General features: G+C 55.5%; 21 protein-coding genes and 1 pseudogene. 6 read left to right on the top strand and 16 right to left on the bottom strand.

Going from position 1 to position 24,763, the window contains the following annotated elements; all coding sequences use genetic code 11:
* Window positions 1–11: 11 nt before the first annotated feature.
* The 4 genes from carB to BH714_RS18140 form a co-directional block, all read right to left on the bottom strand.
* On the bottom strand, window positions 12–3,236 hold the full coding sequence (gene carB, locus BH714_RS18155; protein WP_014168589.1) for a carbamoyl-phosphate synthase large subunit: 3,225 nt from the start codon (window positions 3,234–3,236) through the stop codon (window positions 12–14).
* Between the two features lie 18 nt (window positions 3,237–3,254).
* Window positions 3,255–4,403: a glutamine-hydrolyzing carbamoyl-phosphate synthase small subunit gene (carA, locus tag BH714_RS18150; protein ID WP_020882556.1), complete on the bottom strand. Its 1,149-nt coding sequence runs from the start codon at window positions 4,401–4,403 to the stop codon at window positions 3,255–3,257.
* Window positions 4,404–4,857: 454 nt separating this feature from the next.
* The gene (gene dapB / locus BH714_RS18145) at window positions 4,858–5,679 is read right to left on the bottom strand and encodes a 4-hydroxy-tetrahydrodipicolinate reductase (protein WP_032679609.1); all 822 of its coding nucleotides are present in this window, start codon (window positions 5,677–5,679) and stop codon (window positions 4,858–4,860) included.
* Between the two features lie 133 nt (window positions 5,680–5,812).
* Window positions 5,813–6,820 carry a LacI family DNA-binding transcriptional regulator gene (locus BH714_RS18140; RefSeq protein ID WP_020882554.1) on the bottom strand — a complete coding sequence of 336 codons (1,008 nt, stop codon included), beginning with the start codon at window positions 6,818–6,820 and terminating at the stop codon, window positions 5,813–5,815.
* Window positions 6,821–7,008: 188 nt separating this feature from the next.
* On the opposite strand from BH714_RS18140, the gene BH714_RS18135 reads away from it, so the two are divergent.
* From BH714_RS18135 to BH714_RS18115, 5 genes are read left to right on the top strand one after another with little or no spacing between them, the layout of a single operon-like run.
* Window positions 7,009–8,751, top strand: coding sequence for a class I mannose-6-phosphate isomerase (locus tag BH714_RS18135; protein WP_040018603.1), 1,743 nt, complete (start codon window positions 7,009–7,011; stop codon window positions 8,749–8,751).
* Between the two features lie 2 nt (window positions 8,752–8,753).
* Window positions 8,754–9,182 carry a PTS sugar transporter subunit IIA gene (locus tag BH714_RS18130; RefSeq protein WP_040018602.1) on the top strand — a complete coding sequence of 143 codons (429 nt, stop codon included), beginning with the start codon at window positions 8,754–8,756 and terminating at the stop codon, window positions 9,180–9,182.
* Between the two features lie 9 nt (window positions 9,183–9,191).
* Complete coding sequence (locus tag BH714_RS18125) at window positions 9,192–9,686, top strand: PTS sugar transporter subunit IIB (RefSeq protein WP_040018600.1); 495 nt, start codon at window positions 9,192–9,194, stop codon at window positions 9,684–9,686.
* A 10-nt stretch (window positions 9,687–9,696) separates the two neighbouring features.
* The gene (locus BH714_RS18120; RefSeq protein ID WP_088202985.1) at window positions 9,697–10,494 is read left to right on the top strand and encodes a PTS mannose/fructose/sorbose/N-acetylgalactosamine transporter subunit IIC; all 798 of its coding nucleotides are present in this window, start codon (window positions 9,697–9,699) and stop codon (window positions 10,492–10,494) included.
* On the top strand, window positions 10,494–11,312 hold the full coding sequence (locus BH714_RS18115) for a PTS system mannose/fructose/sorbose family transporter subunit IID (protein WP_040018597.1): 819 nt from the start codon (window positions 10,494–10,496) through the stop codon (window positions 11,310–11,312). Before BH714_RS18120 ends, BH714_RS18115 begins: the two co-directional genes overlap by 1 nt.
* A gap of 27 nt (window positions 11,313–11,339) precedes the next feature.
* Here the strand turns inward: BH714_RS18115 and BH714_RS18110 are convergent, their stop codons facing one another.
* The 8 genes and pseudogenes from BH714_RS18110 to BH714_RS24375 all read right to left on the bottom strand — a co-directional run bounded on the left by BH714_RS18110 (window position 11,340) and on the right by BH714_RS24375 (window position 18,825).
* Window positions 11,340–12,110, bottom strand: a complete 771-nt coding sequence (locus tag BH714_RS18110; RefSeq protein ID WP_040018596.1) for a glucose-6-phosphate isomerase family protein — start codon at window positions 12,108–12,110, stop codon at window positions 11,340–11,342.
* Window positions 12,103–12,657 carry a glucose-6-phosphate isomerase family protein gene (locus tag BH714_RS18105; RefSeq protein ID WP_040018594.1) on the bottom strand — a complete coding sequence of 185 codons (555 nt, stop codon included), beginning with the start codon at window positions 12,655–12,657 and terminating at the stop codon, window positions 12,103–12,105. Before BH714_RS18105 ends, BH714_RS18110 begins: the two co-directional genes overlap by 8 nt.
* A gap of 158 nt (window positions 12,658–12,815) precedes the next feature.
* Window positions 12,816–13,766 carry a 4-hydroxy-3-methylbut-2-enyl diphosphate reductase gene (ispH, locus tag BH714_RS18100; RefSeq protein ID WP_020882547.1) on the bottom strand — a complete coding sequence of 317 codons (951 nt, stop codon included), beginning with the start codon at window positions 13,764–13,766 and terminating at the stop codon, window positions 12,816–12,818.
* Window position 13,767: 1 nt separating this feature from the next.
* Entirely contained in the window at window positions 13,768–14,217 is a 450-nt protein-coding gene (gene fkpB / locus BH714_RS18095; RefSeq protein WP_020882546.1) for an FKBP-type peptidyl-prolyl cis-trans isomerase, read from the bottom strand.
* A 92-nt stretch (window positions 14,218–14,309) separates the two neighbouring features.
* A complete protein-coding gene (gene lspA / locus BH714_RS18090) occupies window positions 14,310–14,810 on the bottom strand; it encodes a signal peptidase II (RefSeq protein ID WP_020882545.1) in 501 nt (166 codons plus the stop codon).
* Window positions 14,810–17,626, bottom strand: a complete 2,817-nt coding sequence (ileS, locus tag BH714_RS18085; RefSeq protein WP_020882544.1) for an isoleucine--tRNA ligase — start codon at window positions 17,624–17,626, stop codon at window positions 14,810–14,812. Before ileS ends, lspA begins: the two co-directional genes overlap by 1 nt.
* A 34-nt stretch (window positions 17,627–17,660) precedes the next feature.
* Entirely contained in the window at window positions 17,661–18,599 is a 939-nt protein-coding gene (gene ribF / locus BH714_RS18080) for a bifunctional riboflavin kinase/FAD synthetase (protein WP_014168574.1), read from the bottom strand.
* 7 nt (window positions 18,600–18,606) lie between these two features.
* A pseudogene (locus BH714_RS24375) lies at window positions 18,607–18,825 on the bottom strand (DUF2575 domain-containing protein).
* A gap of 102 nt (window positions 18,826–18,927) precedes the next feature.
* On the opposite strand from BH714_RS24375, the gene rpsT reads away from it, so the two are divergent.
* Window positions 18,928–19,191 carry a 30S ribosomal protein S20 gene (gene rpsT, locus BH714_RS18075; protein WP_008502037.1) on the top strand — a complete coding sequence of 88 codons (264 nt, stop codon included), beginning with the start codon at window positions 18,928–18,930 and terminating at the stop codon, window positions 19,189–19,191.
* A gap of 59 nt (window positions 19,192–19,250) precedes the next feature.
* On the opposite strand, the gene nhaR is transcribed toward rpsT, so the two are convergent.
* The 4 genes from nhaR to dnaK all read right to left on the bottom strand — a co-directional run bounded on the left by nhaR (window position 19,251) and on the right by dnaK (window position 24,712).
* Window positions 19,251–20,150, bottom strand: a complete 900-nt coding sequence (gene nhaR / locus BH714_RS18070) for a transcriptional activator NhaR (RefSeq protein WP_040018592.1) — start codon at window positions 20,148–20,150, stop codon at window positions 19,251–19,253.
* Between the two features lie 57 nt (window positions 20,151–20,207).
* Entirely contained in the window at window positions 20,208–21,383 is a 1,176-nt protein-coding gene (gene nhaA / locus BH714_RS18065) for a Na+/H+ antiporter NhaA (RefSeq protein ID WP_040018591.1), read from the bottom strand.
* A gap of 182 nt (window positions 21,384–21,565) precedes the next feature.
* Window positions 21,566–22,711 carry a molecular chaperone DnaJ gene (gene dnaJ / locus BH714_RS18060; RefSeq protein ID WP_020882543.1) on the bottom strand — a complete coding sequence of 382 codons (1,146 nt, stop codon included), beginning with the start codon at window positions 22,709–22,711 and terminating at the stop codon, window positions 21,566–21,568.
* A gap of 87 nt (window positions 22,712–22,798) precedes the next feature.
* Window positions 22,799–24,712: a molecular chaperone DnaK gene (gene dnaK / locus BH714_RS18055; RefSeq protein WP_014168568.1), complete on the bottom strand. Its 1,914-nt coding sequence runs from the start codon at window positions 24,710–24,712 to the stop codon at window positions 22,799–22,801.
* Window positions 24,713–24,763 lie beyond the last annotated feature (51 nt).

Below are 24,763 nucleotides of genomic sequence, written 5' to 3'. Positions count from 1 at the left end.
GGTATGTTGGCTTACTTGTTAATCTGAGCGTGCATTTCCTGAACGGAAATCACCTTCTCGGTGGCATCAGCGTTCAGTGCCATCGCGGTGGCGAAACCACCGTTAAGGGTGGTGTCGTAATGCACTTTGTACTGCAGCGCGCTGCGGCGAATCAGCTTGGAGTCTTCAATCGCCTGACGACCTGCGGTGGTGTTAATGATGTAGGTGTATTCGCCATTCTTGATGCGATCCTGAATGTGCGGACGACCTTCATGCACCTTGTTCACCAGACGCGGATTAATGCCCGCTTCACCCAGCACAATGGCCGTGCCGTGGGTTGCATCCAGCTCGAAGCCCTGTTTCAGCAGCTTAGCCGCCAGGTCAACCACGCGCTCTTTATCACCTTCGCGAACAGAGAGCAGCGCACGGCCAGATTTTTTCATGGTGGAGTTACTGCCTAACTGCGCCTTCGCGAACGCTTCTGCGAAGGTGCGGCCCACGCCCATCACTTCCCCGGTAGAACGCATTTCTGGCCCTAACAGCGGGTCGACGCCCGGGAATTTGTTGAACGGCAGTACCACTTCTTTCACCGAGTAGTACGGTGGGATAATTTCTTTCGTCACGCCCTGCTGTGCCAGCGTCTGGCCCGCCATCACGCGCGCCGCCACTTTCGCCAGCGGAACACCGGTAGCTTTAGAGACGAACGGTACGGTACGTGCTGCACGCGGGTTCACTTCAATCAGGTAGACTTCGTTGTCTTTGACAGCGAACTGGACGTTCATCAGACCGCGAACCTGCAGTTCGAAGGCCAGCTTCTGCACCTGCTGGCGCATCACGTCCTGAATTTCCTGGCTCAGGGTGTACGCTGGCAGGGAACATGCGGAGTCACCGGAGTGAACGCCTGCCTGTTCGATGTGCTCCATGATACCGCCAATCAGCACCATTTCGCCGTCACAGATGGCATCCACATCCACTTCAACGGCATCGTCGAGGAAGCGGTCGAGCAGAACCGGCGCATCGTTGGACACGCTCACTGCCGTCTGGAAGTAGCGACGCAGGTCAGCTTCGTCGTAGACGATTTCCATCGCGCGGCCGCCCAGCACGTACGAAGGACGTACCACCAGCGGGTAGCCAATCTCTTTCGCCTTCTCAACAGCCATCTCGATAGCGGTGACGGTGGCATTGGCCGGCTGTTTCAGCTTCAGACGGTCAACCGCCTGCTGGAAACGTTCACGGTCTTCTGCACGGTCGATTGCATCCGGGCTGGTACCGATTACCGGCACACCAGCGGCTTCCAGCGCGCGCGCCAGTTTCAGTGGGGTCTGGCCACCGTATTGCACGATAACGCCTTTAGGCTTCTCGATACGCACGATTTCCAGCACATCTTCCAGCGTTACCGGCTCAAAGTAGAGGCGGTCGGAGGTATCGTAGTCGGTCGACACGGTTTCCGGGTTACAGTTGACCATGATGGTCTCGTAACCGTCTTCGCGCAGTGCCAGGGAGGCGTGAACGCAGCAGTAGTCAAACTCGATGCCCTGGCCGATACGGTTAGGACCGCCGCCCAGCACCATAATCTTGTCGCGGTCGACGGACGGATTCGCTTCACACTCATCTTCATACGTGGAGTACATGTAAGCGGTGTCGGTCGCGAACTCCGCTGCACAGGTATCCACGCGTTTGTAGACCGGGTGCAGGTCATACTGGTCACGCAGCTTGCGGATTTCCGCTTCACGTACGCCCGCCAGTTTGGCCAGACGCGCATCGGCGAAGCCTTTACGCTTCAGTACGCGCAGGAAGTCAGCGTCCAGGCCATTGATGCCCAGGTCCGCGACTCTTTCTTCCAGACGTACCAGCTCTTCAATCTGCACCAGGAACCAGCGGTCGATGTTGGTCAGGTTGAACACGCCATCAACAGAGAGGCCCGCACGGAACGCATCGGCGATGTACCAGATACGCTCTGCGCCTGCGTCTTTCAGCTCGCGGCGAATTTTGGTCAGCGCTTCAGGGTCTTCCAGGCTCACTTTCGGGTCAAAACCCGTGGCCCCCACTTCCAGGCCGCGCAGCGCTTTCTGCAGGGATTCCTGCTGAGTACGCCCAATCGCCATCACTTCGCCAACAGATTTCATCTGCGTGGTCAGACGGTCGTTTGCGCCGGCGAACTTCTCGAAGTTAAAGCGAGGGATCTTGGTCACAACGTAGTCGATGGACGGCTCGAAGGACGCTGGAGTGCGGCCACCGGTGATGTCGTTCATCAGCTCATCGAGGGTATATCCTACCGCCAGTTTCGCGGCCACTTTCGCAATCGGGAAGCCGGTGGCTTTCGAGGCCAGCGCGGAGGAGCGAGAAACACGCGGGTTCATTTCGATAACAATCAGGCGACCGTTTTTCGGGTTCACCGCAAACTGAACGTTAGAGCCACCCGTTTCTACGCCGATTTCACGCAGTACCGCCATCGAGGCGTTACGCATGATTTGATACTCTTTGTCGGTCAGCGTCTGGGCTGGCGCTACGGTGATGGAGTCGCCGGTGTGGATACCCATCGCATCGAAGTTTTCGATGGAGCAGACGATGATGCAGTTGTCGTTTTTATCACGCACCACTTCCATCTCGTACTCTTTCCAGCCAATCAGCGATTCATCAATCAGCAGCTCTTTGGTGGGGGAGAGATCCAGACCGCGTTCACAAATCTCTTCGAACTCTTCGCGGTTGTAGGCGATACCGCCGCCGGTGCCACCCATGGTGAAGGATGGACGGATGATGCACGGATAACCAACGTCAGCCGCAACAGCCAGCGCTTCTTCCATGGTATGTGCGATACCGGAACGCGCGGTGTCGAGGCCGATTTTCTTCATCGCCACGTCGAAGCGACGACGGTCTTCAGCTTTATCAATGGCATCGGCTGTCGCACCAATCATGGTCACGCCGAACTCTTCCAGCACGCCCTGACGCTCCAGCTCCAGCGCGCAGTTCAGCGCCGTCTGGCCGCCCATGGTAGGCAGAACCGCGTCCGGACGCTCTTTTTCGATGATTTTGCGTACCACTTCCCAGTGAATCGGCTCGATGTAGGTTGCATCTGCCATTTCCGGGTCAGTCATGATGGTGGCCGGGTTAGAGTTCACCAGGATAACGCGGTAACCCTCTTCGCGCAGGGCTTTACACGCCTGGGCACCGGAGTAGTCGAATTCGCAGGCCTGGCCGATCACAATCGGGCCAGCGCCAAGGATCAGGATGCTTTTTATGTCTGTACGTTTTGGCATGGTCTTCTCGGCTCCTGATTATTTAGCGGTCTTACGGTATTGCTCAATAAGTTCGATGAAGTGATCGAACAGCGGCGCGGCATCGTGCGGGCCCGGGCTGGCTTCAGGGTGACCCTGGAAGCTGAACGCTGGCTTATCGGTACGATGAATCCCCTGCAGGGTGCCATCGAACAGAGACTTGTGGGTCACGCGCAGGTTAGCAGGCATTGACGCCTCATCCACTGCGAAGCCATGGTTCTGTGCCGTAATCATTACCGTGTTGTTATCGATATCTTTCACCGGGTGGTTCCCACCGTGGTGACCGAACTTCATCTTCACGGTGTTAGCACCGCTCGCCAGCGCCAGCAGCTGATGACCCAGACAGATGCCGAATACCGGGATATCGGTTTCCAGGAAGGATTTGATGGCGTCGATAGCGTAATCGCACGGTGCCGGGTCGCCAGGACCGTTGGACAGGAAGATACCGTCCGGATTCATCTTCAGTACCTCTTCAGCAGAGGTTTTCGCCGGGACAACCGTCAGGCGGCAGCCGCGGTCGACCAGCATACGCAGGATGTTGCGCTTGGCACCAAAATCGTACGCCACCACGTGGAATGGCAGGTCGCTCTCTTTTTTCGCTTCCGGCAGGTCTCCCGCCAGCGTCCAGCTTCCCTGCGTCCAGCTGTAGGCTTCTGCTGTGGTCACTTCTTTCGCCAGGTCCATGCCGTTCAGACCCGGGAAAGCTTTCGCTTTTTCCAGCGCCAGGGCTGCATCGAGGTTATCTCCTGCGATGATACAACCGTTTTGTGCACCCTTCTCGCGCAGCAGACGCGTCAGCTTACGGGTATCGATATCAGCAATCGCCACGATGTTATGGCGCTTCAGGTAGGAAGAGAGGTCCTCGGTATTGCGGTAGTTGCTGGCAATCAGCGGCAGGTCGCGAATGACCAGGCCTTGCGCATGTACCTGAGAGGATTCTTCGTCAGCAGCATTGGTGCCGACATTGCCGATATGAGGATAAGTAAGAGTAACGATTTGGCGAGAATAGGAAGGATCAGTGAGGATTTCTTGATAACCGGTCATTGAAGTATTGAAAACGACTTCCCCAACCGCCGAACCCGTTGCCCCTATGGCCCGACCGATAAACTGGGTTCCGTCTTCCAGAACCAATAGCGCTGACTTAATCAAAACACCCTCCAGAGAATATTCACTCACTTTATTTGCATATTAATTCATAACCGCGTCATGAATCAATGCAAATGTGTTGCCAGCGGATTTTTGGCAAACGGCGGCATTCTGGGGATTTGGTGGCTAAAAGTCAACTTAAAACGGAGATTTGTCATATTCTTTTGCGAGCCTGAGAGAGCCAGGAGAGCTTAAGCGGCAAAAAGATCAGGTAAATCACTGCGGAAAACGCTTGCGCGGCAAGTTTAATGGGAAAGACCGCTTCGTGGTATCAAAAAGTGGACCAGACGGTCAAAATTTACATTCAGATAACACAAAACACGAAGAAGAGATGAACTTTAGTGTGTAAATTCAGGAAATCATAATGAAATACATAAAATAAAAGGGCAATAAAATATTGCCCTATGCAATCAAAGCATTACGACTGCAATAACCACATCACGATGGGTAATAACGGTTACAAATTGTTGAGATCAAGCACATCTCGCATATCAAAAAGACCATTTCCCTTGCCTTTTAACCACAAGGCGGAGCGTACAGCGCCATTTGCAAACGTCATCCGGCTGGATGCCTTATGCGTAATCTCGACGCGTTCCCCAATATCGGCGAACATCGCCGTATGTTCGCCGACGATATCGCCCGCGCGGACGGTAGCAAAACCAATCGTGCCGGGAACACGTTCACCGGTGTGCCCTTCACGGGTGTAGACCGCGCAGTCTTTCAAATCTTTATCCAGTGCATGAGCAATCGCTTCCCCCATCGCCAGCGCCGTACCGGATGGCGCGTCGACTTTATAACGATGGTGCGCTTCAACAATCTCAATGTCGGTATAACTGCCCATGACCTTCGCTGCCTTCTCCAGCAGCTTCAGCATGACGTTCACCCCCACGCTAAAGTTTGCGGCGAAGACAATCGCAATCTCGTGTGAGGCATCCTGAATGGCCTGCTTCCCGGCATCATCAAAACCGGTGGTGCCGATCACCATTCCTTTACCGTGCTGACGGCAAAATGCCAGATGCGTGAGCGTGCCTTCCGGACGGGTAAAATCGATGAACACATCAAAGTCATCTTTTACCGCCTCCAGGCTGCTCTGCACGATAACGCCTGTCTTACCCGCACCCGCCAGCTCACCCGCGTCAGCGCCAAGCAACGATGAGCCGTCACGCTCCAGCGCCGCGCCCAGTGCCACGCCATCCATCTGTAGTGCCGCCTGAATCAGCTGGCGACCCATACGTCCACCCGCGCCCGCAATGGCGACACGGATCTGTGCATCATGCATAGTTATTCTCTTACGTTAAAATGATGTAAACCGTTTTCAGATTAACCAGCCTTTGCAGATGCTGCCAACTGAAAACGACGATAATTAGAATTTAATGATAAACAGGAAGAAATATCAGCAAAAGGCATAATCTTCAGCGAAAACCGCACGATTCGCGGACCACCAGCGCGGGCGGTAAAATAATGCGTTTCGCCGGCTCCCGGTTCCCCTGTATCCGGCTGAAAAGCAACTCGCCGGCCTTACGTCCTATCTCCTTCGCGGCAACGGAGACGGTAGTCAGTGCAGGCTGTACCAGCCCGGCCTCGGTAATATCGTCAAAGCCCACCAGGGCAAAATGACGTCCCGGCTCGCGTCCCATTTTGCGTAAACACTGCATAACGCCAAGGGCAACAATGTCCTGGTAACACACTGCCGCGGTAATCTGCGGATGGTTCATCAACAACGCTTCCGCCACGCGCGCGCCATCACTCTGGCTTGCCTGTGAGGTGACGATCCATTCGGGATTCGGCGTCACACCATACTCCAGTAATTTACTGGTAAATCCGCCGATACGCTGAGCGCGAGACCCCGAATTCAGGCTACCGCCGATAAAGGCAATCTGACGATGCCCCATCCTCAGAAGATGCTCTGTCGCCATTTGCGTGCCAAGGAAGTTATCGGTTCCCACAAAATCAAAGTCCGGATCGTTTAGCGGTCGCACGACCATAATTGCCGGAATATTGCGTCGTTTAAGACCATCGAAAAAGGCCTGCGGGGTTTCTCGCGCGGCACACAGCACCATGCCACAGACGTTGTTACGCATCAGCGAATCCACAAACTTTTGCTGTCGCTCGGACGACTCTTCACTGTTTGCCAGAAACAGCAGAAGGTCGTGGCGTTCCATCTCATGGCTTAGACCTGCCGTCATTTCGCCATAAAAAGGGTTCGTGATGTCATGCAACAGGAGCCCCACCTGATTACTGCTGCGGTTTCGCAGGTTGGCTGCCGTCTGATTGTAAACATAGCCCGATTCATCCAGCGCCTGAAGTACGCGCTCCCGGGTCCGTTGCGAGATCCGCCCTTTATTACACAGCACCATTGATACGGTGGCGGTTGAAACCCCGGCGCGTTTTGCCACATCAGCCAGCGTGATACCCGTCATGATCGCTCCTTGTCGTTCACATCAGATTAATCGAATAACCTCAATTTTGCACTTTTGCGCGTGAGCCTCTTCACATAATGGCCCCCTTTTCGCCACTTATCGCCAGAACTGGCGGGTTAATCGCGTTAATCACCCTTCCCAAACAAGGTTAATCGAATAACCTTAAGCAACGAAGACGGAGAGAAAAGATGGCAACTTACGATAAATTCCCGGAAGTCGCAGTAGAGGGGTATGACGATTGTGCCTGGCAGGGCTGGGACGCGATTGTGCGCGAGCTTACCCACAGAGCGGGTCAATATACACGCACCGTGCTGGTCATTGACTGCTACCCTGGCGTCAGGCTGGAGGAACTGGAGACAAAACTGCTGCCAGCATTGGGGGCCACGCTGACGCTCAATGCCGAACAGATGCGTCTCGACGAACACGCTTTAAGCCGGCTGCTGGCCCGACATCTCACTGACGACCGCGTCTTCGGCGTGCTCTCCTGCCATCAGCTCGAGGAATTCATCGACCCGGTGAAACGCGAGGCGTTGCAGGCGCAGGTCGAACTGTGCCGCGAAGGGATAATCGTTATTTACGGGCCGGGTGCCGCGCTGGTTAATGCAGGCGATATTCTGGTCTACGCCGATTTACCGCGCTGGGAGATCCAGCAGCGCATGCGCAGCGGTGAACTGGCTAACTGGGGCGCAGCGAACCAAAACGAGGATATTCTGCGTCGCTACAAACGCGCCTTTTTCATTGAGTGGCGCGTATTCGATCGTCACAAAACCCCGCTGCTACGGCGTACTGATTATCTCCTGGATACCACCCAGGCGGTTAATCCGGCGATGGTCGGCGGCGATGCGCTGCGCGCCGGGTTGCAACACACCACCCAACGTCCTTTTCGTGTAGTGCCCTTTTTCGACCCCGGCGTCTGGGGCGGACAATGGATGAAACAGAAATTCGATCTCGATCCCTCTGCGCCTAACTACGCATGGTGTTTTGACTGCGTGCCCGAGGAAAACAGCCTGTTGCTTCGTTACGGCGCGGTGCGGATCGAGATCCCCTCTCAGGATTTGGTGCTGCTGCACCCCCGGGCGCTGCTGGGTGAAAAAGTGCATGCCCGTTTTGGCGCGGAATTTCCCATCCGCTTTGACCTGCTTGACACCCTCGGCGGGCAGAACCTGAGTTTTCAGGTGCATCCGACCACGGAGTACATACAGCAGCATTTTGGTATGCATTACACCCAAGATGAGAGCTATTACATCCTTGAGGCAGAGCCAGGGGCTCAGGTGTATCTGGGGACCCGAACGGGTACCCGGCCCGAAGCGATGATGGACGACCTCAGACGGGCCAGCCGGGGTGAAAAGCCGTTCGACGACGCCCGCTTCGTCAATCATCTTGCGGCGAACAAGCACGATCATTTTTTGATCCCCGCCGGTACGGTTCACTGTTCTGGAGCAGGAACCGTGGTACTTGAGATCAGCGCCACGCCTTACATTTTCACCTTCAAGCTCTGGGACTGGGGACGGCTGGGAATGGATGGGCAACCCCGCCCGGTTCATCTGGCGCATGGCGAAAAGGTGATCGACTGGCAACGCGATACGCAGTGGGTCGAACAGCATCTTGTAAATCAGTGTGAACCCCTCGGCGAAGGCACCGGCTGGCGCGAAGAGCGGACCGGGCTTCACGAACGTGAATTCATCGAAACGCGTCGCCACTGGTTCAGTGAACCGGTGACGCACTCCCCCCACGGAGGCGTGAATGTCCTTAATCTTGTTGAAGGTGAAGAGGCGACGGTAGACAGCCCCGGCGGCGCATTCGCCCCGTTCGTCGTGCACTACGCAGAAACGTTTATCGTCCCCGCTGACGCAGGCGAATACCGTATTTCTCCGTCAGGGCCGAGCTGCGGTAAATCCATTGCCACCATTAAAGCCTGGGTAAGAGGTTAACCATGATTCACATTATTGTGGCGACACACGGCCCGCTGGCCACCGCCCTGCTGGAAAGCGGAAAAATGGTGTATGGCGATCTCCCTCATCGACAGGCGGTATGTCTGAATGCACAGGCTGGCATAGCGGGGTTTCGCCGTGATTTCGCTGCGGCATACCGCCGCGCAGGTGCAGGCGCCGACGGCATCGTCGTCCTGTGCGATATGCAGAGCGGAACGCCGTGGAATGTGGCCTGCGAATACGCGTTTAATCCCCAGACGCATCCGCCGGTCGCCGTGGTGGCAGGAGTCAACTTCCCCATGCTCTTGCTCACCGACGACATTCTGATGGCCCGGGATGTCCATGCCGCCGCCGCGCAGCTCATCGAATTAACGCAGCCCACCCTAGTTCAGGCAAAACGGGTGGAATCCGCCCAGAACGACGATTTCTAAGGAGCTTATATGAGCATTTCATTTGTACGTATTGACGACCGGGTGATCCACGGGCAGCTCGTCACACGCTGGGCCAAAGAGCTGCCCTGTGATGGCATCGTGGCAATTGACGATGCCGTCGCGGCCGATCCGCTGCTCTCGTCGGTAATGAAAGGCGCGGTGTCAGATACCAGAGTGTGGCTGTTCGATACCCTGACCGCCATCGAAAAGCTGCCGAAAGTGATTGCCAGCGATAAGCGTTACTTCGTGATTGGCAAATCGCCTGTCACCCTGCAACGCCTTGAACAGGCAGGCATAAGCCTGAAGAACGGCAATGGCAAAATTAACGTCGGGCCAATGAGTGCCCGCGCCAACATCACCACCATTGGCCCTAATCAGTCCGTAACGCCAGAGGAGGCAGCAGCCTTTGACTGGCTGACTGAACAGGGGCATGCCATTGAGTTTCGTCTGGTGCCCGATGCCAGTTTTTACAGCTGGCAGGACGCCCGGCAAAAACTGAAATAAGGAGCGCATGATGATTTTCGAAGCTTCTCTCATCGGTCTGGTTTGCTATCTCGGTGCACTCAGTAGTCCCTGGCTGTTTGGCCTGACGGGCGGCTGGTATCTCATCTCCCGCCCGCTGGTTTCGGGGATGCTGGTGGGCCTGATTCTGGGCGACGTTAAAACCGGGATCATGATTGGTGTGGCGGTGCAGGCCGTTTATATCGCGATGGTCACCCCCGGCGGTTCAATGCCTGCCGACCTCAATTTTGTCGCTTATCCCGCTATCGCACTGGGCATTCTGTCGGGCAAAGGGCCAGAGGTGGCCGTGGCGCTGGCGGCGACCATTGGCATTGCCGGAACGATCCTGTTTAACGCCATGATGGTATTGAACTCGTTCTGGAACCACCGTGCCGACGTGGCGCTTGAGCTCGGGGATGAGCGCGGAATTTATCTTAACAGCGCGGTCTGGCCGCAGGTGATGAACTTTGTTCTGCGCTTTGTGCCGACGTTCATCGCCGTCTATTTTGGCGCGCAGTACATCAGCGGGTTTATGGACAGTTTGCCCGGAATCGTGCTTTCGACCATGAACGTGCTGGGGGGCATCTTACCGGCCGTTGGGATCGCCATCCTGCTTAAGCAGATCATCAAAAGCTACAGCATGCTGATCTACTTCCTGGTGGGCTTCATATGCATTGTGTTCCTGAAGCTCAACATGGTGGCGCTGGTGATTGTGGGCGCCCTGCTGGCGTTAATACATTACAACTATAAGCCGGAAGCGCCGCAGGCTGTCACGCCGGGTAGGCCCGCCGACGATGAGGATGAATTCTGATGGAAGACCGTAAACTGACCCGAAAAGATCTGCGCCGCTGCTGGCGAGCGTGGATGATGCATAACCTCTCTTCGATGAGCTTCGAGCGTCTGGAATCGTTCGGCTTCTGTCTGAGCATGTTACCGGTCGCCAAAAAACTCTACCCGGATGCCGCCCAGCGCACCGAGATGCTGCGCCGACACGCCTCGTTTTACAACACGGAGCCGCAGATCGGTGCCATCGTAAATGGTATGGCGCTTGGGCTGGAAGAGAAAAAAGCCAACGGCGAGCCCATTGATGGCGAAACGATCAATACCCTGAAGGTGGGGCTGATGGGACCAATCGCGGGGATTGGTGACTCAATGATCCCCGGCATGCTGATCCCCATTTTGCTGAGCATCGGTATGGCACTTGCCGCCGGAGGAAATGTTCTTGGCCCGTTGTTCTACACCGTCGCCTGGCTGGCCATCATTATCCCGGGATCCTGGTTTCTGTTTCTGAAAGGCTACCAGATGGGCTCAGGATCGGTCGAGATGCTGGTGAGCAGCAAGTCAACGCGACTGCGCGAAGCTTTGTCTCTGCTGGGTGTATTTGTGATGGGCGGCGTGGCGGCAAGCTACGTTAAGCTGGGCACCGGACTGGAATTTATCACCCGTGACGGGGTTAACATCCATGTTCAGCAGATGCTTGACGGTATCTTCCCGCAGCTATTACCGCTTCTGGTGGTTCTGGGCACTTGGTATCTGATGGCAAAACGTGGCGTCTCCCCGGTCAGGGCCATGATTGTGTTGCTTGCGCTGGCGGCGCTGGGCGTCGCATCAGGTCTGTTTGCCGGATAAGACAGCCGGGGCAATGCCCCGGTTTTTTTATGGGTGGAAGTTATGCCACAGCTCGGCCACTTTATCCGGGCGAGAGATAAACTGAAAGCGAGCAGGATCGGCAATAAATTGCGTATAGACAGGCTCATCCGTCAGGCCGAATTCGCTGTAGCGACGCGGTGTGATCATCTGTAGCCGCCCCGGCAGATAATGCGTGTTGTGCTGCCAGATGATATGGCTCCCCTGCAGCAGCGGATACCAGGCCAGTCCTTTACGCGCCCGCACGGCTTCATATTCAAAACCATATTCCCTGTCGCACCACGCACCGAAGGTCAGCGGTTCATCCGGCGAGGCAGAGATAGTGGCATGCCCCCAGCCAGGCGGAACCAGCACCTTTTCGCCCGGCCCGGCCAGTACGGCGAAACAGCGCCCGGGATCGTCCGCAACATACTCCTGCATATAGATAATGGCGCGCCCCTGCCAGATTTCATACAGCTCGGGCGGAGACCAGCCGCTGTGACTGCTTTTACGGTGAACATGCCCCTGGCTGCGGATCGGCTCTTCACCCAGTGTTCCCGTCGCGTAGGTCACGACCCCAAACAGCAGCATGCGTTTTTTCAGCTCCTGCCGGTCTGCCAGACGGGCGACATCCATCGCGATAGCATAAACGTCTTCCGGCCCTGAGCAGTCAGGATCCCGTAACGACGCGCGGATCTCATCAAGCGTACGGATCTCTGGCATCGGGCCAGTGACGTCCTCACCGTAGCTGAACCCCAGCGGGTGCCGGGTGATGGTCATGTCCAGCCCAAAGTTATTCATTCTGAACCTCCCAGCCACCGTCAGTGGCCAATACCCGCACGGCAAAACCGTGGGGTAACGCGGCATAGTCGTGTCCGGCGACGGCGGGCCAGACCGCGAGTGAAGAGAGCGTGGTCTCACCGGTATTGATTAAACGGTGGGCGGTAAAAGGCGCAATAATATGGACGGATCCCGGCATCACGCACTCCAGACGGGTTTCGCCGGATGTCGTCTGGAGTAAAAGCAGGCCACTTCCCCGCAGTCCAAAATAGACTTCGCCCTGTTCACGACGTTGATGAAAATGGCCGCGGGTCATAAAGAATTCCCGGCCAATTTTACCTGCATGTAAATGGGTAACGCCGACAAACAACGCCCCTTCATGTGCAGGCGATTCCAGCATTTCGACGTCATACACCGTCTGATGCGGATCGCATTGTGCCCAGGCGTCTCGATCGGCAAACAAACCATTGAGATCGGCAAGGCGTGTGGATTTGAGAATAAGCGCGCCGCGGGCAAGTGTACCACTGGCCCAGGCCACCAGAGGCGGCAGGATAATATCTGAAGTCATCGTCTTCTCCGGCCCGAGGAGAACAACCCGCCCAGCATAACAATTTAAACGATTAACCTGCGCATCAAAGGCGCAATGTGTCAGGTGAATCACAGTTAATCAGCAATAAAAATGCCGGCCACTGACGTGGCCGGCATTCGGGTCATGCGCGAGGAAACTTACTCGACTTCGCGTGCGTCGATACGCAGCTCTTTCGGGACCTCGAAAACAATATTCTCTTCGCGTCCTTCCAGCGGGACCGCTTCGCCGCCGCCCAGTTCCTGCAGACGGGAAATCACGTTCTGCACCAGGATATCCGGAGCCGAGGCGCCTGCGGTTACCCCGACACAGGCCACGTTTTTCACCCACGCTTCCTGGATATCGCTGGAATCATCAATCAGATAGGCCGCTTTCCCCATTCGCTGCGCAAGTTCAGCCAGACGATTGGAGTTAGAGGAATTTTTCGAACCGACAACCAGCACCACGTCCGCCTGTTCAGCCAGAGCACGCACCGCTTCCTGGCGATTGGTGGTGGCGTAGCAAATGTCGTCCTTACGCGGGCCGACGATTTTCGGGAAGCGCTGGCGCAGGGCGTCAATCACGTCCGACGTATCGTCAACGGAGAGCGTCGTCTGGGTCATAAACGAGAGACGCGTTTCATTTTTGACGTTCAGCGTAAACACATCTTCCGGCGACTCCACCAGGTACATCCCCCCTTCCGGGTTGCTGTACTGGCCCATGGTACCTTCGACTTCCGGGTGGCCGGCATGGCCAATCAGGATCGACTCTTCACCACGACGGCTGGCGCGCGCCACTTCCATATGCACTTTGGTCACTAATGGGCAGGTGGCGTCGAACACGGTCAGATCGCGGCTTTTCGCTTCGTTACGCACCGCCTGAGAAACCCCGTGCGCGGAGAAAATCAGGATCGCGCCGTCAGGCACTTCGCTGATCTGCTCAATGAAGATCGCGCCACGCTCGCGCAGGCTGTCGACGACATAACGGTTATGCACCACTTCGTGACGCACATAAATCGGCGCGCCGTAAATCTCGAGCGCGTTTTCAACAATGCTGATAGCGCGGTCTACACCGGCGCAAAAGCCGCGCGGGTTAGCCAACAGGATCTGCATTTCAGGCCTCCAGTACCGGATCGATCTCCAGCACTTCAATATCAAAATGGACGGTGCGCCCGGCAAGCGGATGGTTGAAGTCAACGGTGATGGAGTCACCATTGATTTCGCGGATCACGCCAGGCATTTCGCTGCCATCCATAGCGGTAAAGAGCATGATCGCCCCGATTTCCGGCTCACCTGCATCCATAAACTCGCGGCGCGAGAAGTACTGAACAAGGTCCGGGCTTGGCACGCCAAACGCGGCATCTGGCTCCAGCGAAAATGCCTTTTTCTCGCCTTCTTTCAGGCCAAGCAGCTGTTGCTCAAGGCCTTCAGACAGGGAGGTGTCGCCGAGACGAAACAGGGCGGGTTTGCCGTTATTGCGGGTGGATTCAGCCGTGGAGCCATCATCCAGTTTCAGCGTGAAATGAACGAGAACCGCGCTGTTGCTCTGTACGGATTTAGACATGCAAATTGCTCGCTTGTTTTGACCCACCGGTGAGAGACGGGAGGCCAGACATTCTGTAGGCCGGGGGCGCATGCGCCACCCGGCATTTACATTTAAGCCTGTTTCTTCGCGGCCGCGTTCGGCAAGAAGCCTTCCAGCACGATTAACGCCGCGCCGATGCAAATTGCGCTGTCGGCGAGGTTGAAGGTCGCGAAGTGCCAGTCGCCGACATAGAAGTCGATCATATCGACCACAAAGCCGTGCCACAGGCGATCAAACAGGTTGCCCAGCGCGCCACCGATAATCAGCGCATAGGCGATATTATTTAGCTTTTGTGTTGCCTTCGAACGGTACATCAGCAGCGATAGCACCACGCAGATACCGATAGCGATACCTGCAAAGAACCAGCGCTGCCAGCCACCGCTGTCAGCAAGGAAACTAAACGCCGCACCGTAGTTACGTGCGTAATGCAGGTTAAGCGACGGGAACAGCGACACCGTCTCCCCCAGAGCAAAATTCTGGAGGATCAGGAACTTGCTGCCCAGATCGATAATCAGCACTACCACCACCAGCCACAGCCAGCGCAGTCCTGTTGAACAGAGAGTTTTACTCATCAGGCAAACTTACGTTTCTCGCCGTCACCGGCGACGTTGCTGACACAGCGTCCGCAGATATCTGCGTGTTCCGCCACCTGGCCGACATCAGTGGTGTAATGCCAGCAACGCGGGCATTTATCACCTTCGGCTTTGCTCAGTGCGACTTTCAGTCCTTTGAGCAGTTCGCTCTGCTGTGCATCAGCAGACGCCTGGGCATAATCCGCAACTTTCGCACCGGAGGTCAACAGGACAAATCGTAATTCATCGCCCAGCGCCGTCAGTTTCGCCGCCAGCTCTGGCTCGGCGTACAGGGTAACTGCCGCTTCCAGCGAGCCGCCGACTTTCTTGTCAGCACGCGCCTGCTCGATAACCTTGTTCACTTCGCCACGCACTTTCAGCAGCTCGTCCCAGAAGGCATCGTTCATCGCTTCGGTGCTGGAGAGATCGAACAGACCTTCATACCACTCGCCGGTGAAGACATACTTCTCACGGTCGCCTGGCAGGTAACCCCAGATTTCATCTGCGGTGAAGGACATGATCGGTGCCATCCAGCGAACCAGCGCTTCTGCGATGTGGAACAGCGCAGTCTGGCAGCTACGACGCGCCACGCTGTCCGCTTTCGCGGTGTACTGGCGGTCTTTGATGATGTCGAGGTAGAACGAGCCCATCTCGATGGAGCAGAAGCGCATCAGGCGCTGCACCACTTCGTGGAAATCGTAAGATTCGTAAGCCTTCAGGATATCTTCCTGTGCCGCTTTCGCGCAGCCTACCGCCCAGCGATCCAGCACCACCATCTCTTCCGGTTTCACCATATCTTTTAGCGGATCGAACCCGTTCAGGTTCGCCAGCAGGAAGCGCGCAGTGTTACGGATACGACGATAGCTGTCGGCAGCACGTTTCAGGATCTCGTCCGACACCGCCATTTCGCCGGTATAGTCGGTAGAAGCAACCCACAGGCGCAGAATGTCCGCGCCCAGTTTGTTCATCACGTCCTGCGGAGAGACGGTGTTACCGATCGATTTAGACATCTTACGGCCCTGACCATCCACGGTGAAACCGTGGGTCAGCACCTGGCGATACGGTGCTTTACCTTTCATGGCGGTGGAAATCATCAGCGATGACATGAACCAGCCACGGTGTTGGTCAGAACCTTCCAGATACATATCTGCCGCGTGGCCGGCAAATTCCGGACGTACGTCAACAACAGACGCGTGCGTTGAACCGGAGTCAAACCACACGTCCAGGGTATCAGGCACTTTCTCGTAGTTGTCTGCATCAGCGCCCAGGATGTCGCGGGAATCGAGATCCCACCATGCCTGAATGCCGTCAACTTCTACACGCTTCGCGACTTCTTCCATCAGTGCCAGAGTGTTCGGGTGCAGTTCCTGTGTCTCTTTGTGAACGAACAGAGACATTGGCACGCCCCAGGTACGCTGACGGGAGATACACCAGTCAGGACGGTTAGCGACCATGGATTCGATACGCGCCTGACCCCAGTCCGGGATCCACTGCACGCCTTTGATCTCTTTCAGGGACTGCTCGCGCAGGCCTTTCTGATCCATGCTGATGAACCACTGTGGGGTTGCACGGAAGATGATCGGTGATTTGTGACGCCAGCAGCACGGATAGCTGTGCTGCATTTTCTCAACGTGCAGCAGCGCGCCGCTGGTGCGCAGCATGTCAACGATGATGTCGTTCGCTTTGAAGACGTTGATACCGTCCAGCGCCGGGTAGGTGCCAGGCAGGTAAGAGCCGTCAGGACCCACCGGGTTCGCGATTTCAAGACCGTATTTCAGGCTGATGCTGTAGTCGTCAGGACCGTGGCCACCGGCGGTATGTACCGCACCGGTACCCGCATCCAGCGTCACGTGATCGCCCAGAATCGCCGGCACATCGAAGTCCAGGAACGGGTGTTTGAAGCGCATCAGCTCCAGCGCGTCACCTTTCACGGTGCCCAGTACGGTGTAGTCGGCGATGTTCGCGCGTTTCAGCACGCTTTCGACCAGATCTTTCGCCAGGATCAGCGCCTGACCGTCAACCTGCACCAGCGCGTACTCGAACTCACCGGACAGGGAGATCGCGCGGTTTGCTGGCAGCGTCCACGGGGTGGTGGTCCAGATAACCAGCGAGATGGGGCCATTGACAGAGGTCACGCCAAATTTGGCTTTCACCGCCTCCTGATCGACCGCGTGGAAGGCCACGTCGATAGACGGAGAGGTTTTGTCGTAATACTCCACTTCCGCTTCTGCCAGCGCAGAACGGCAGTCCACGCACCAGTGCACCGGCTTCGCGCCTTTGTGCAGATGGCCGTTACCGATGATTTTACCCAGCGCACGGATGATGTTGGCTTCGGTTTTGAAGTCCATGGTCAGGTACGGACGTGACCAGTCACCCAGCACGCCCAGGCGGATAAAGTCCTGACGCTGACCGTGAACCTGCGTGGCCGCGTATTCGCGACATTTTGCGCGGAATTCTGCCGCGGTGAACTTCTCACCCGGCTTACCAAACTCTTGCTCAACTTTCAGTTCGATTGGCAGACCATGGCAGTCCCAGCCCGGAACGTAAGGCGAGTCATATCCCGCGAGGCCTTTGGACTTCACGATAATGTCTTTCAGAATCTTGTTTACAGAGTGACCAATATGAATGCTGCCATTCGCATATGGAGGGCCATCATGCAGAATGAAGGTTTTTTTGCCTTTTTTGGCTGCACGGATGATGCCGTACAGGTCATCATCGGTCCAACGCGCCAGCATTCCCGGTTCGCGCTTGGCGAGATCGCCGCGCATCGGGAACCCTGTTTCCGGCAAATTCAGGGTTGATTTATAGTCACTCATCAGATTCTCGGTTCCGTATTTTTCACGTAGGCATTTAAGCCGGGTTTACTCGCCCAAAAAACTCGCGGGCCGTTAATTCATCTCGCGCGATTTGCGCCTTTAGTTCATCCAGCGAAGCAAATCGCTGCTCATTGCGTATTTTTTTACGCAGTATCACATCTATATGGCGACCATAAAGGTCCATTACAACGTCCAGCAGGTGCACTTCTAATTGTTGACGGACACCGGCGACTGTAGGACGTGTGCCAATATTGGCGACACCGAAATATGGTTTATCGCCCAGACCAGCCACTTCCACCGCATATACCCCTTTAACCGGGGAGACCTGACGACGTAGCGGTATATTCGCCGTCGGGAAACCTATGGTGCGGCCCAGCGCATCGCCATGGACCACACGGCCTGAAATGCTAAACGGATGTCCCAGCAGCGTTTCCGCCGTATCCAGTTCATCGTTGGCCAGCGCCTGACGCACCGCAGTGCTGCTAACCCGGACGCCGCCTTCGCAAAAGGTCATTGCGCTGGTGACATCAAAGCCGTACTCGAGGCCAGCCTTCTGTAATAGCAAGAAATCGCCCTGACGACCAGCGCCAAAGCGGAAATCATCACCCACGGCCAGAAACTGCACGCCAAGGCGCCTGACCAGCAGGTCACTGACGAAATTTTGTGCTGTGAGCGCGGCAAAGCGGCGATCGAAACGCACGCACAATACGTAGTCCACCCCGGACTCTGCCAGGTAGCGCAACTTCTCGCGCAGGCGAGTGAGGCGAGCCGGTGATTTATCGCCGGCAAACAGCTCCAGCGGCTGCGGCTCAAAAATCATCACTACAACGGGCAGGCCACGCGCCTCCCCTTCTTTACGCAATCCCTGCAGCAGCGCCTGATGACCACGATGCACGCCGTCGAAATTACCAATGGTCAGCACGCACCCGTGCGGTGCTCTGCTGAGATTATGTATGCCGCGTATCAGCTTCATGTCTGGCTCAAAACAGTGAAAATCGCCAAAGTATACCTTGTACAGCGGTTAAGGTTAACCGGCGATTGTTCGCGCAAAACAGAAAGCCGTAATGATTTCATCAGGCTGACCTTTCACAGCAAAAAAATCTGCCCGTGAACTGCGTTTTTTGTGCCGAAAAGCTGTATTCACGAGCGACAAGCTGGTAGAATCCTGCGCCATCACTACGTAACGTAGCGTCGCCAATCAACGGCGCTTATTTGCACAAATCCATTGACAAAAGAAGGTATAGAGGGCATATTCCTCGGCCTTTGAATTGTCCACATAGATCATATTTGGGAGTTGGACCTTGGCTAATATCAAATCAGCTAAGAAACGTGCTATCCAGTCTGAAAAGGCTCGTAAGCACAATGCAAGCCGTCGCTCTATGATGCGTACTTTCATCAAGAAAGTATACGCAGCTATCGAAGCTGGCGACAAAGCTGCTGCGCAGAACGCATTTAATGAAATGCAACCAATCGTGGATCGTCAGGCTGCTAAAGGTCTGATCCACAAAAACAAAGCAGCGCGTCATAAAGCAAACCTGACCGCGCAGATCAACAAACTGGCTTAATCGCCACTTGTTGTTGCTTGTTTTAAAAGAACCCGCTTAACGCGGGTTTTTTTATATCTTCAGATTGCCGGTGGCGTAAACAGCGCCGAGTAGTCGCGGTTACAGATGCGCTGTACTGCCGGATGTTGAATCATCCTTTCTGCAAATATCGCGTGATACTCCTCCATCACGTTATCGACCCGGCCAATCTCCGTAATCTTCTTATCTGAATAGAGATCGTGCACGTACAGCGTCGGTGCAACGAAGATGGCGTTATGCGCCTCACCAAAGGCTTTCATTAGCGCAGCATCATCAAACTCGCCGAGGATCTCCACCTTCAGTCCCTGAGAGTTAAACCAGTTCAGCAGTTTGCGCCCAAGCATGGAGCGCCGGCCTGGCACCAGCAAACGACGCTCCTCCAGACAAGCAGGAAACGGTTTTTCCGGCGGCGGGTTAATGCACCAGAAGCTGACCCCGCATTCGCCAATTTTCACCGAGAACAGCCCTTCCTGCTGCGTAGAGTCGATCGGGCAGTCCGAGATAATCATATCCAGCTTATGCTGGCTCAGTTGCTCCAGCAGCATCTCGTGCGTGGACTCAAAACAGCGCAGGTGGATTTGCTCATCTTCGACCACCGCCGCATCCAGCACGCCGCTGACCAGCCGTTTTGACAACGCATCCGCCACGCCGACGTCAAAGAGCAGGTTTGACTCTTTGCGGTAGTTAACAATATCCAGCATCTCCTGGCTTAAGGTGAACATCTTATCCGCGTAGCGGAAAACCAGTTCGCCCAGCTCACTTGGCTCAATCCCACGGCCCTTGCGCTTAAAGAGCTTGCCCTGCAGCCGCTCTTCCAGCGCTTTGATTTGCCCGGTGATGGTCTGCGGCGTCAGGTAGAGCGCCTCTGCCGCCCCCACGACCGAGCCCTGCTTATAGACATGCCAGAAGTAGTAAAGGTGGTTGTAATTCAAATGAGACATCGTGTCTTCGCTCCCTGATCGTGTAGCGGGAGAAGGTGTTCTTCTCCCGGTTTCCTGTTATGCCTGAACGACCGGTCCGGACAGTTTGACCTTCAATAAGGTATAGCCAGTGACTGCGGCCAGTAACGATCCGATAAGGATACCCAGCTTCGCCCAGACGATAAGCTCAGGCGCATGGGCACCAAAAGCCAGCGTTGAGATAAAGATCGACATGGTAAACCCAATGCCGCACAGCACGCCCACCGCCATGATCTGCTTAAACGTTGTACCGTGCGGCAGTGACGCCAGCTTCATCTTCAGCGCCAGCCAGCAGAACAGGCTAATACCCAGCGGCTTACCAATAAACAGTCCGGCAATAATGCCCAGCGGCAACATTGAGGTCAGTCCCTCAAGGGTTACCCCTTCCAGCGAAACGCCTGCATTAGCGAAAGCAAACAGCGGCAGGATCATAAAGGCGACCCACGGGTGCAGCACATGCTCCAGCTGTTTGGCAGGCGATTTCCCCTCCTGCAGCTTAAGCGGAACGAAGAAGCCGACGATGACCCCGGCGAGCGTAGCGTGCACGCCTGATTTCAGTACCGCGGTCCACAGCACCATCCCCACCAGCACGTAGATCCCGATGCGGCGCACGTTGCAAATGTTCAACAGCGCCAGTACCGCAATCGCTCCTGCGGCAACGCTCAACGACAGGATCGACAGGTCGCTGGTGTAGAACAGCGCAATAATGACAATCGCGCCCAGGTCATCAATGATCGCCAGCGCCATCAGGAAGATTTTCAGTGCCACCGGCACGCGGCTTCCCAACAAGGCCAGCACACCCAGGGCAAACGCGATATCCGTTGCTGCCGGAATAGCCCAGCCATGACGCGATACCGGATCCTGCCAGGTGAACGCCAGGAAGAGCAACGCCGGAATGACCATCCCCCCGAATGCGGCAATCACCGGGAACGCGGCACGCTGACGGCTGGCAAGCGAGCCCAGGACCAGCTCACGCTTAACCTCCAGCCCTACCAGCAAGAAAAACACGGCCATCAGTGCATCGTTGATCCACAGCAGCATGTTCTTGTTAATTTCCAGCGCCCCGACTTTCAGCTCGACGGGAGTTTCCAGAAACGCGTGGTAAAAGTCGCGTGTGAAACCCATATTGGCCAGCGCCATCGCGGCCGCAGCTGCAATAATCAGGATGATGCCGCCTGATGCTTCACTGCTAAAAAAACGGTGTATTAATTTCACGTAGGCTCTCTCTTACAGCAATACTTCGGTAAAACCATAATACCAGGCCAAACAGCTCGGCAAAAGCAGATTAATGTTGAGTATATATTCAGTTTTACCGAATGATAGCCATGAGGACAGCTACAAAAAGAAAAAGCCCGAAATCGCTTCCGGGCTTTTTGAGATGAACACCAGCTAACGGATCAGCGGGTCAAATCGTCGAAGAATTTTTTGACGCCATCGAAGAAGCTTTTGGAGCGCGGGCTGTTTTTCTCACCCGTCGGGCCGCCAAAACTTTCCTGCAGCTCTTTCAGCAGCTGTTTCTGCTTGTCGTTCAGGCCAACCGGGGTTTCAACCACCACGCGGCACAGCAGGTCGCCCTGCGCACCACCGCGAACGGATTTAACACCTTTACCACGCATGCGGAACAGCTTGCCGGTCTGGGTTTCGCCTGGAACCTTCAGATTGACGCGACCATCAAGCGTTGGCACTTCAATTTCGCCACCGAGTGCCGCCATGGCGAAGTTGATGGGCACTTCACAGTACAGGTTGTTGCCTTCACGCTCAAAGATGGCGTGCTGCTTGACCTGAACCTGAACGTACAGATCGCCTGCCGGTGCACCGTGCTCGCCGGCCTCACCTTCACCTGCCAGACGGATACGGTCGCCCGTGTCCACGCCTGCCGGGATTTTAACGGACAGCGTCTTGGTTTTCTCAACGCGACCATGACCGTGGCATTTTGTGCAGGGGTCTTTAATCAGCGTACCGCGACCATGACAGTGCGGACACGCCTGCTGCACGGCGAAGAAGCCCTGACGCATCTGCACCTGACCGGAACCGTGACAGGTTGGACAGGTTTGCGGCTGGGTGCCTGCTTTCGCGCCGCTGCCGTGGCAAACGTCGCACTCTTCCAGCGTCGGAATACGGATCTCTTTGGTGACGCCGCGTACGGCCTCTTCCAGCGTCAGATCCATGTTGTAGCGCAGGTCGGCGCCGCGCGCCGCGCGCTGACGGCCACGACCGCCGCCAAAAATGTCGCCGAAAACATCGCCAAAGATATCGCTGAAGTCAGCGCCGCCGCCAAAGCCGCCGCCACCGAATCCACCGCCGCCCATGCCGCCTTGTTCGAAGGCTGCGTGACCGTACTGGTCATAGGCCGCACGTTTCTGTGCATCGGTCAGGACTTCGTAGGCTTCTTTGATCTCTTTAAATTTGGCTTCAGCCTCTTTGTCACCCTGGTTGCGGTCCGGGTGGAATTTCATGGCCAGGCGCTTATACGCCTTTTTGATTTCACGCTCTTCCGCAGTTTTCGGAACGCCTAAAATCTCGTAATAGTCTTGCTTTGCCATTGGTTTTTTTAAGCCCCTTAACATGCGAGCACGGGCGTGGAGAGTTCTCCTACGCCCGTGCCGATTAATTACCCTGCATCAGGGCGATTATTTTTTGTCTTTCACTTCTTCGAACTCAGCGTCGACAACGTCGTCGTCTTTCGCGTTGTTCTGAGAAGCGTCAGCGCCAGCCTGCTGTTGGGCGTGCTGCTGCTGAGCGATTTCCATCAGCTTCTGAGAAGCCTGTGCCAGCTCCTGCATCTTCGCTTCGATATCCGCTTTGTCTTCGCCTTTCAGAGACGTTTCCAGCGCGCTCAGTGCAGCTTCGATAGCCGTTTTGTCTTCAGCTGGCAGTTTATCGCCGGCTTCTTCAACCTGCTTACGGGTGCTGTGCAGCAGATGGTCGCCCTGGTTGCGGGTCTGAACCAGCTCTTCGAACTTACGGTCAGATTCCGCGTTCGCTTCTGCTTCACGAACCATTTTCTGGATCTCTTCTTCGTTCAGACCGGAAGAGGCCTTAATGGTGATCTTCTGCTCTTTACCGCTGTTTTTGTCTTTCGCGGAAACGTGCAGGATACCGTCAGCATCGATATCGAAGGTTACTTCGATCTGCGGCATACCGCGTGGCGCCGGGTTGATGCCATCCAGGTTGAACTGACCCAGTGACTTGTTATCCGCCGCACGCTTACGCTCACCCTGCAGCACATGGATGGTTACTGCAGACTGGTTGTCTTCAGCAGTAGAGAACACCTGGCTGTGCTTAGTAGGGATAGTGGTGTTTTTGGTGATAAGCGCCGTCATCACACCGCCCATGGTTTCGATACCCAGAGACAGCGGGGTAACGTCCAGCAGCAGAACGTCTTTCACATCACCCGTCAACACACCACCCTGAACGGCAGCACCGATAGCCACTGCTTCGTCCGGGTTAACGTCTTTACGTGGCTCTTTACCAAAGAATTCAGCCACTTTCTTCTGAACCATTGGCATACGGGTCTGGCCACCGACGAGGATAACGTCGTTGATATCAGACACGGACAGTCCAGCATCCTGCAGAGCAACTTTCAGTGGCTCAATGGAACGGTTCACCAGGTCTTCTACCAGGCTTTCCAGTTTCGCACGGGTCACTTTAATGTTCATGTGTTTAGGACCGGTCGCGTCTGCAGTGATATACGGCAGGTTCACGTCGGTCTGCTGAGCGGAAGACAGTTCGATCTTCGCTTTCTCAGCGGCTTCTTTCAGGCGCTGCATTGCCAGCGGGTCGTTACGCAGGTCAATGCCCTGATCTTTCTTGAACTCGTCAACGAGGTAGTTGATCAGACGGGTATCGAAGTCTTCACCACCCAGGTGGGTATCACCGTTGGTTGCCAGAACTTCGAAGGTTTTTTCGCCATCAACTTCGTCGATTTCGATAATAGAGATATCGAAAGTACCACCACCCAGGTCGTAAACCGCGATAGTACGGTTGCCAACTTCTTTATCCAGACCGTAAGCCAGTGCCGCTGCGGTTGGTTCGTTGATGATACGTTTTACTTCCAGACCTGCGATACGGCCAGCATCTTTCGTTGCCTGACGCTGAGCATCGTTGAAGTAAGCAGGAACGGTGATAACAGCTTCAGTTACCGGTTCACCCAGGTAATCTTCTGCGGTTTTCTTCATTTTTTTCAGCACTTCAGCAGAGATCTGCGGTGGTGCCGTTTTGGTGCCTTTCACATCAAGCCATGCATCGCCGTTATCTGCTGCGATGATTTTGTAAGGCATGATAGAAACGTCACGCTGAACTTCTTCGTCCTGGAAGCGGCGGCCAATCAGGCGTTTAATCGCAAACAGGGTATTTTGCGGGTTTGTCACTGCCTGACGTTTAGCCGGCTGACCAACCAGAGTTTCACCATCCTGGGTATAAGCAATGATAGAAGGCGTGGTGCGATCGCCCTCGGCGTTCTCCAGCACGCGTGCGGTAGTGCCATCCATAATCGCTACACAAGAGTTGGTAGTACCCAGGTCGATACCAATAATTTTACCCATCTAAACGTCTCCACTTAAAATTCAGTCAACATGTGGTTGTGTACCTGTAAT

Origin of the sequence: Enterobacter ludwigii (assembly GCF_001750725.1) — a bacterium.
Taxonomy (GTDB): Bacteria; Pseudomonadota; Gammaproteobacteria; order Enterobacterales; family Enterobacteriaceae; genus Enterobacter; species Enterobacter ludwigii.
Note: the sequence above shows the minus strand (reverse complement) of the source record. Positions and strands in the feature narration are given on the sequence as shown.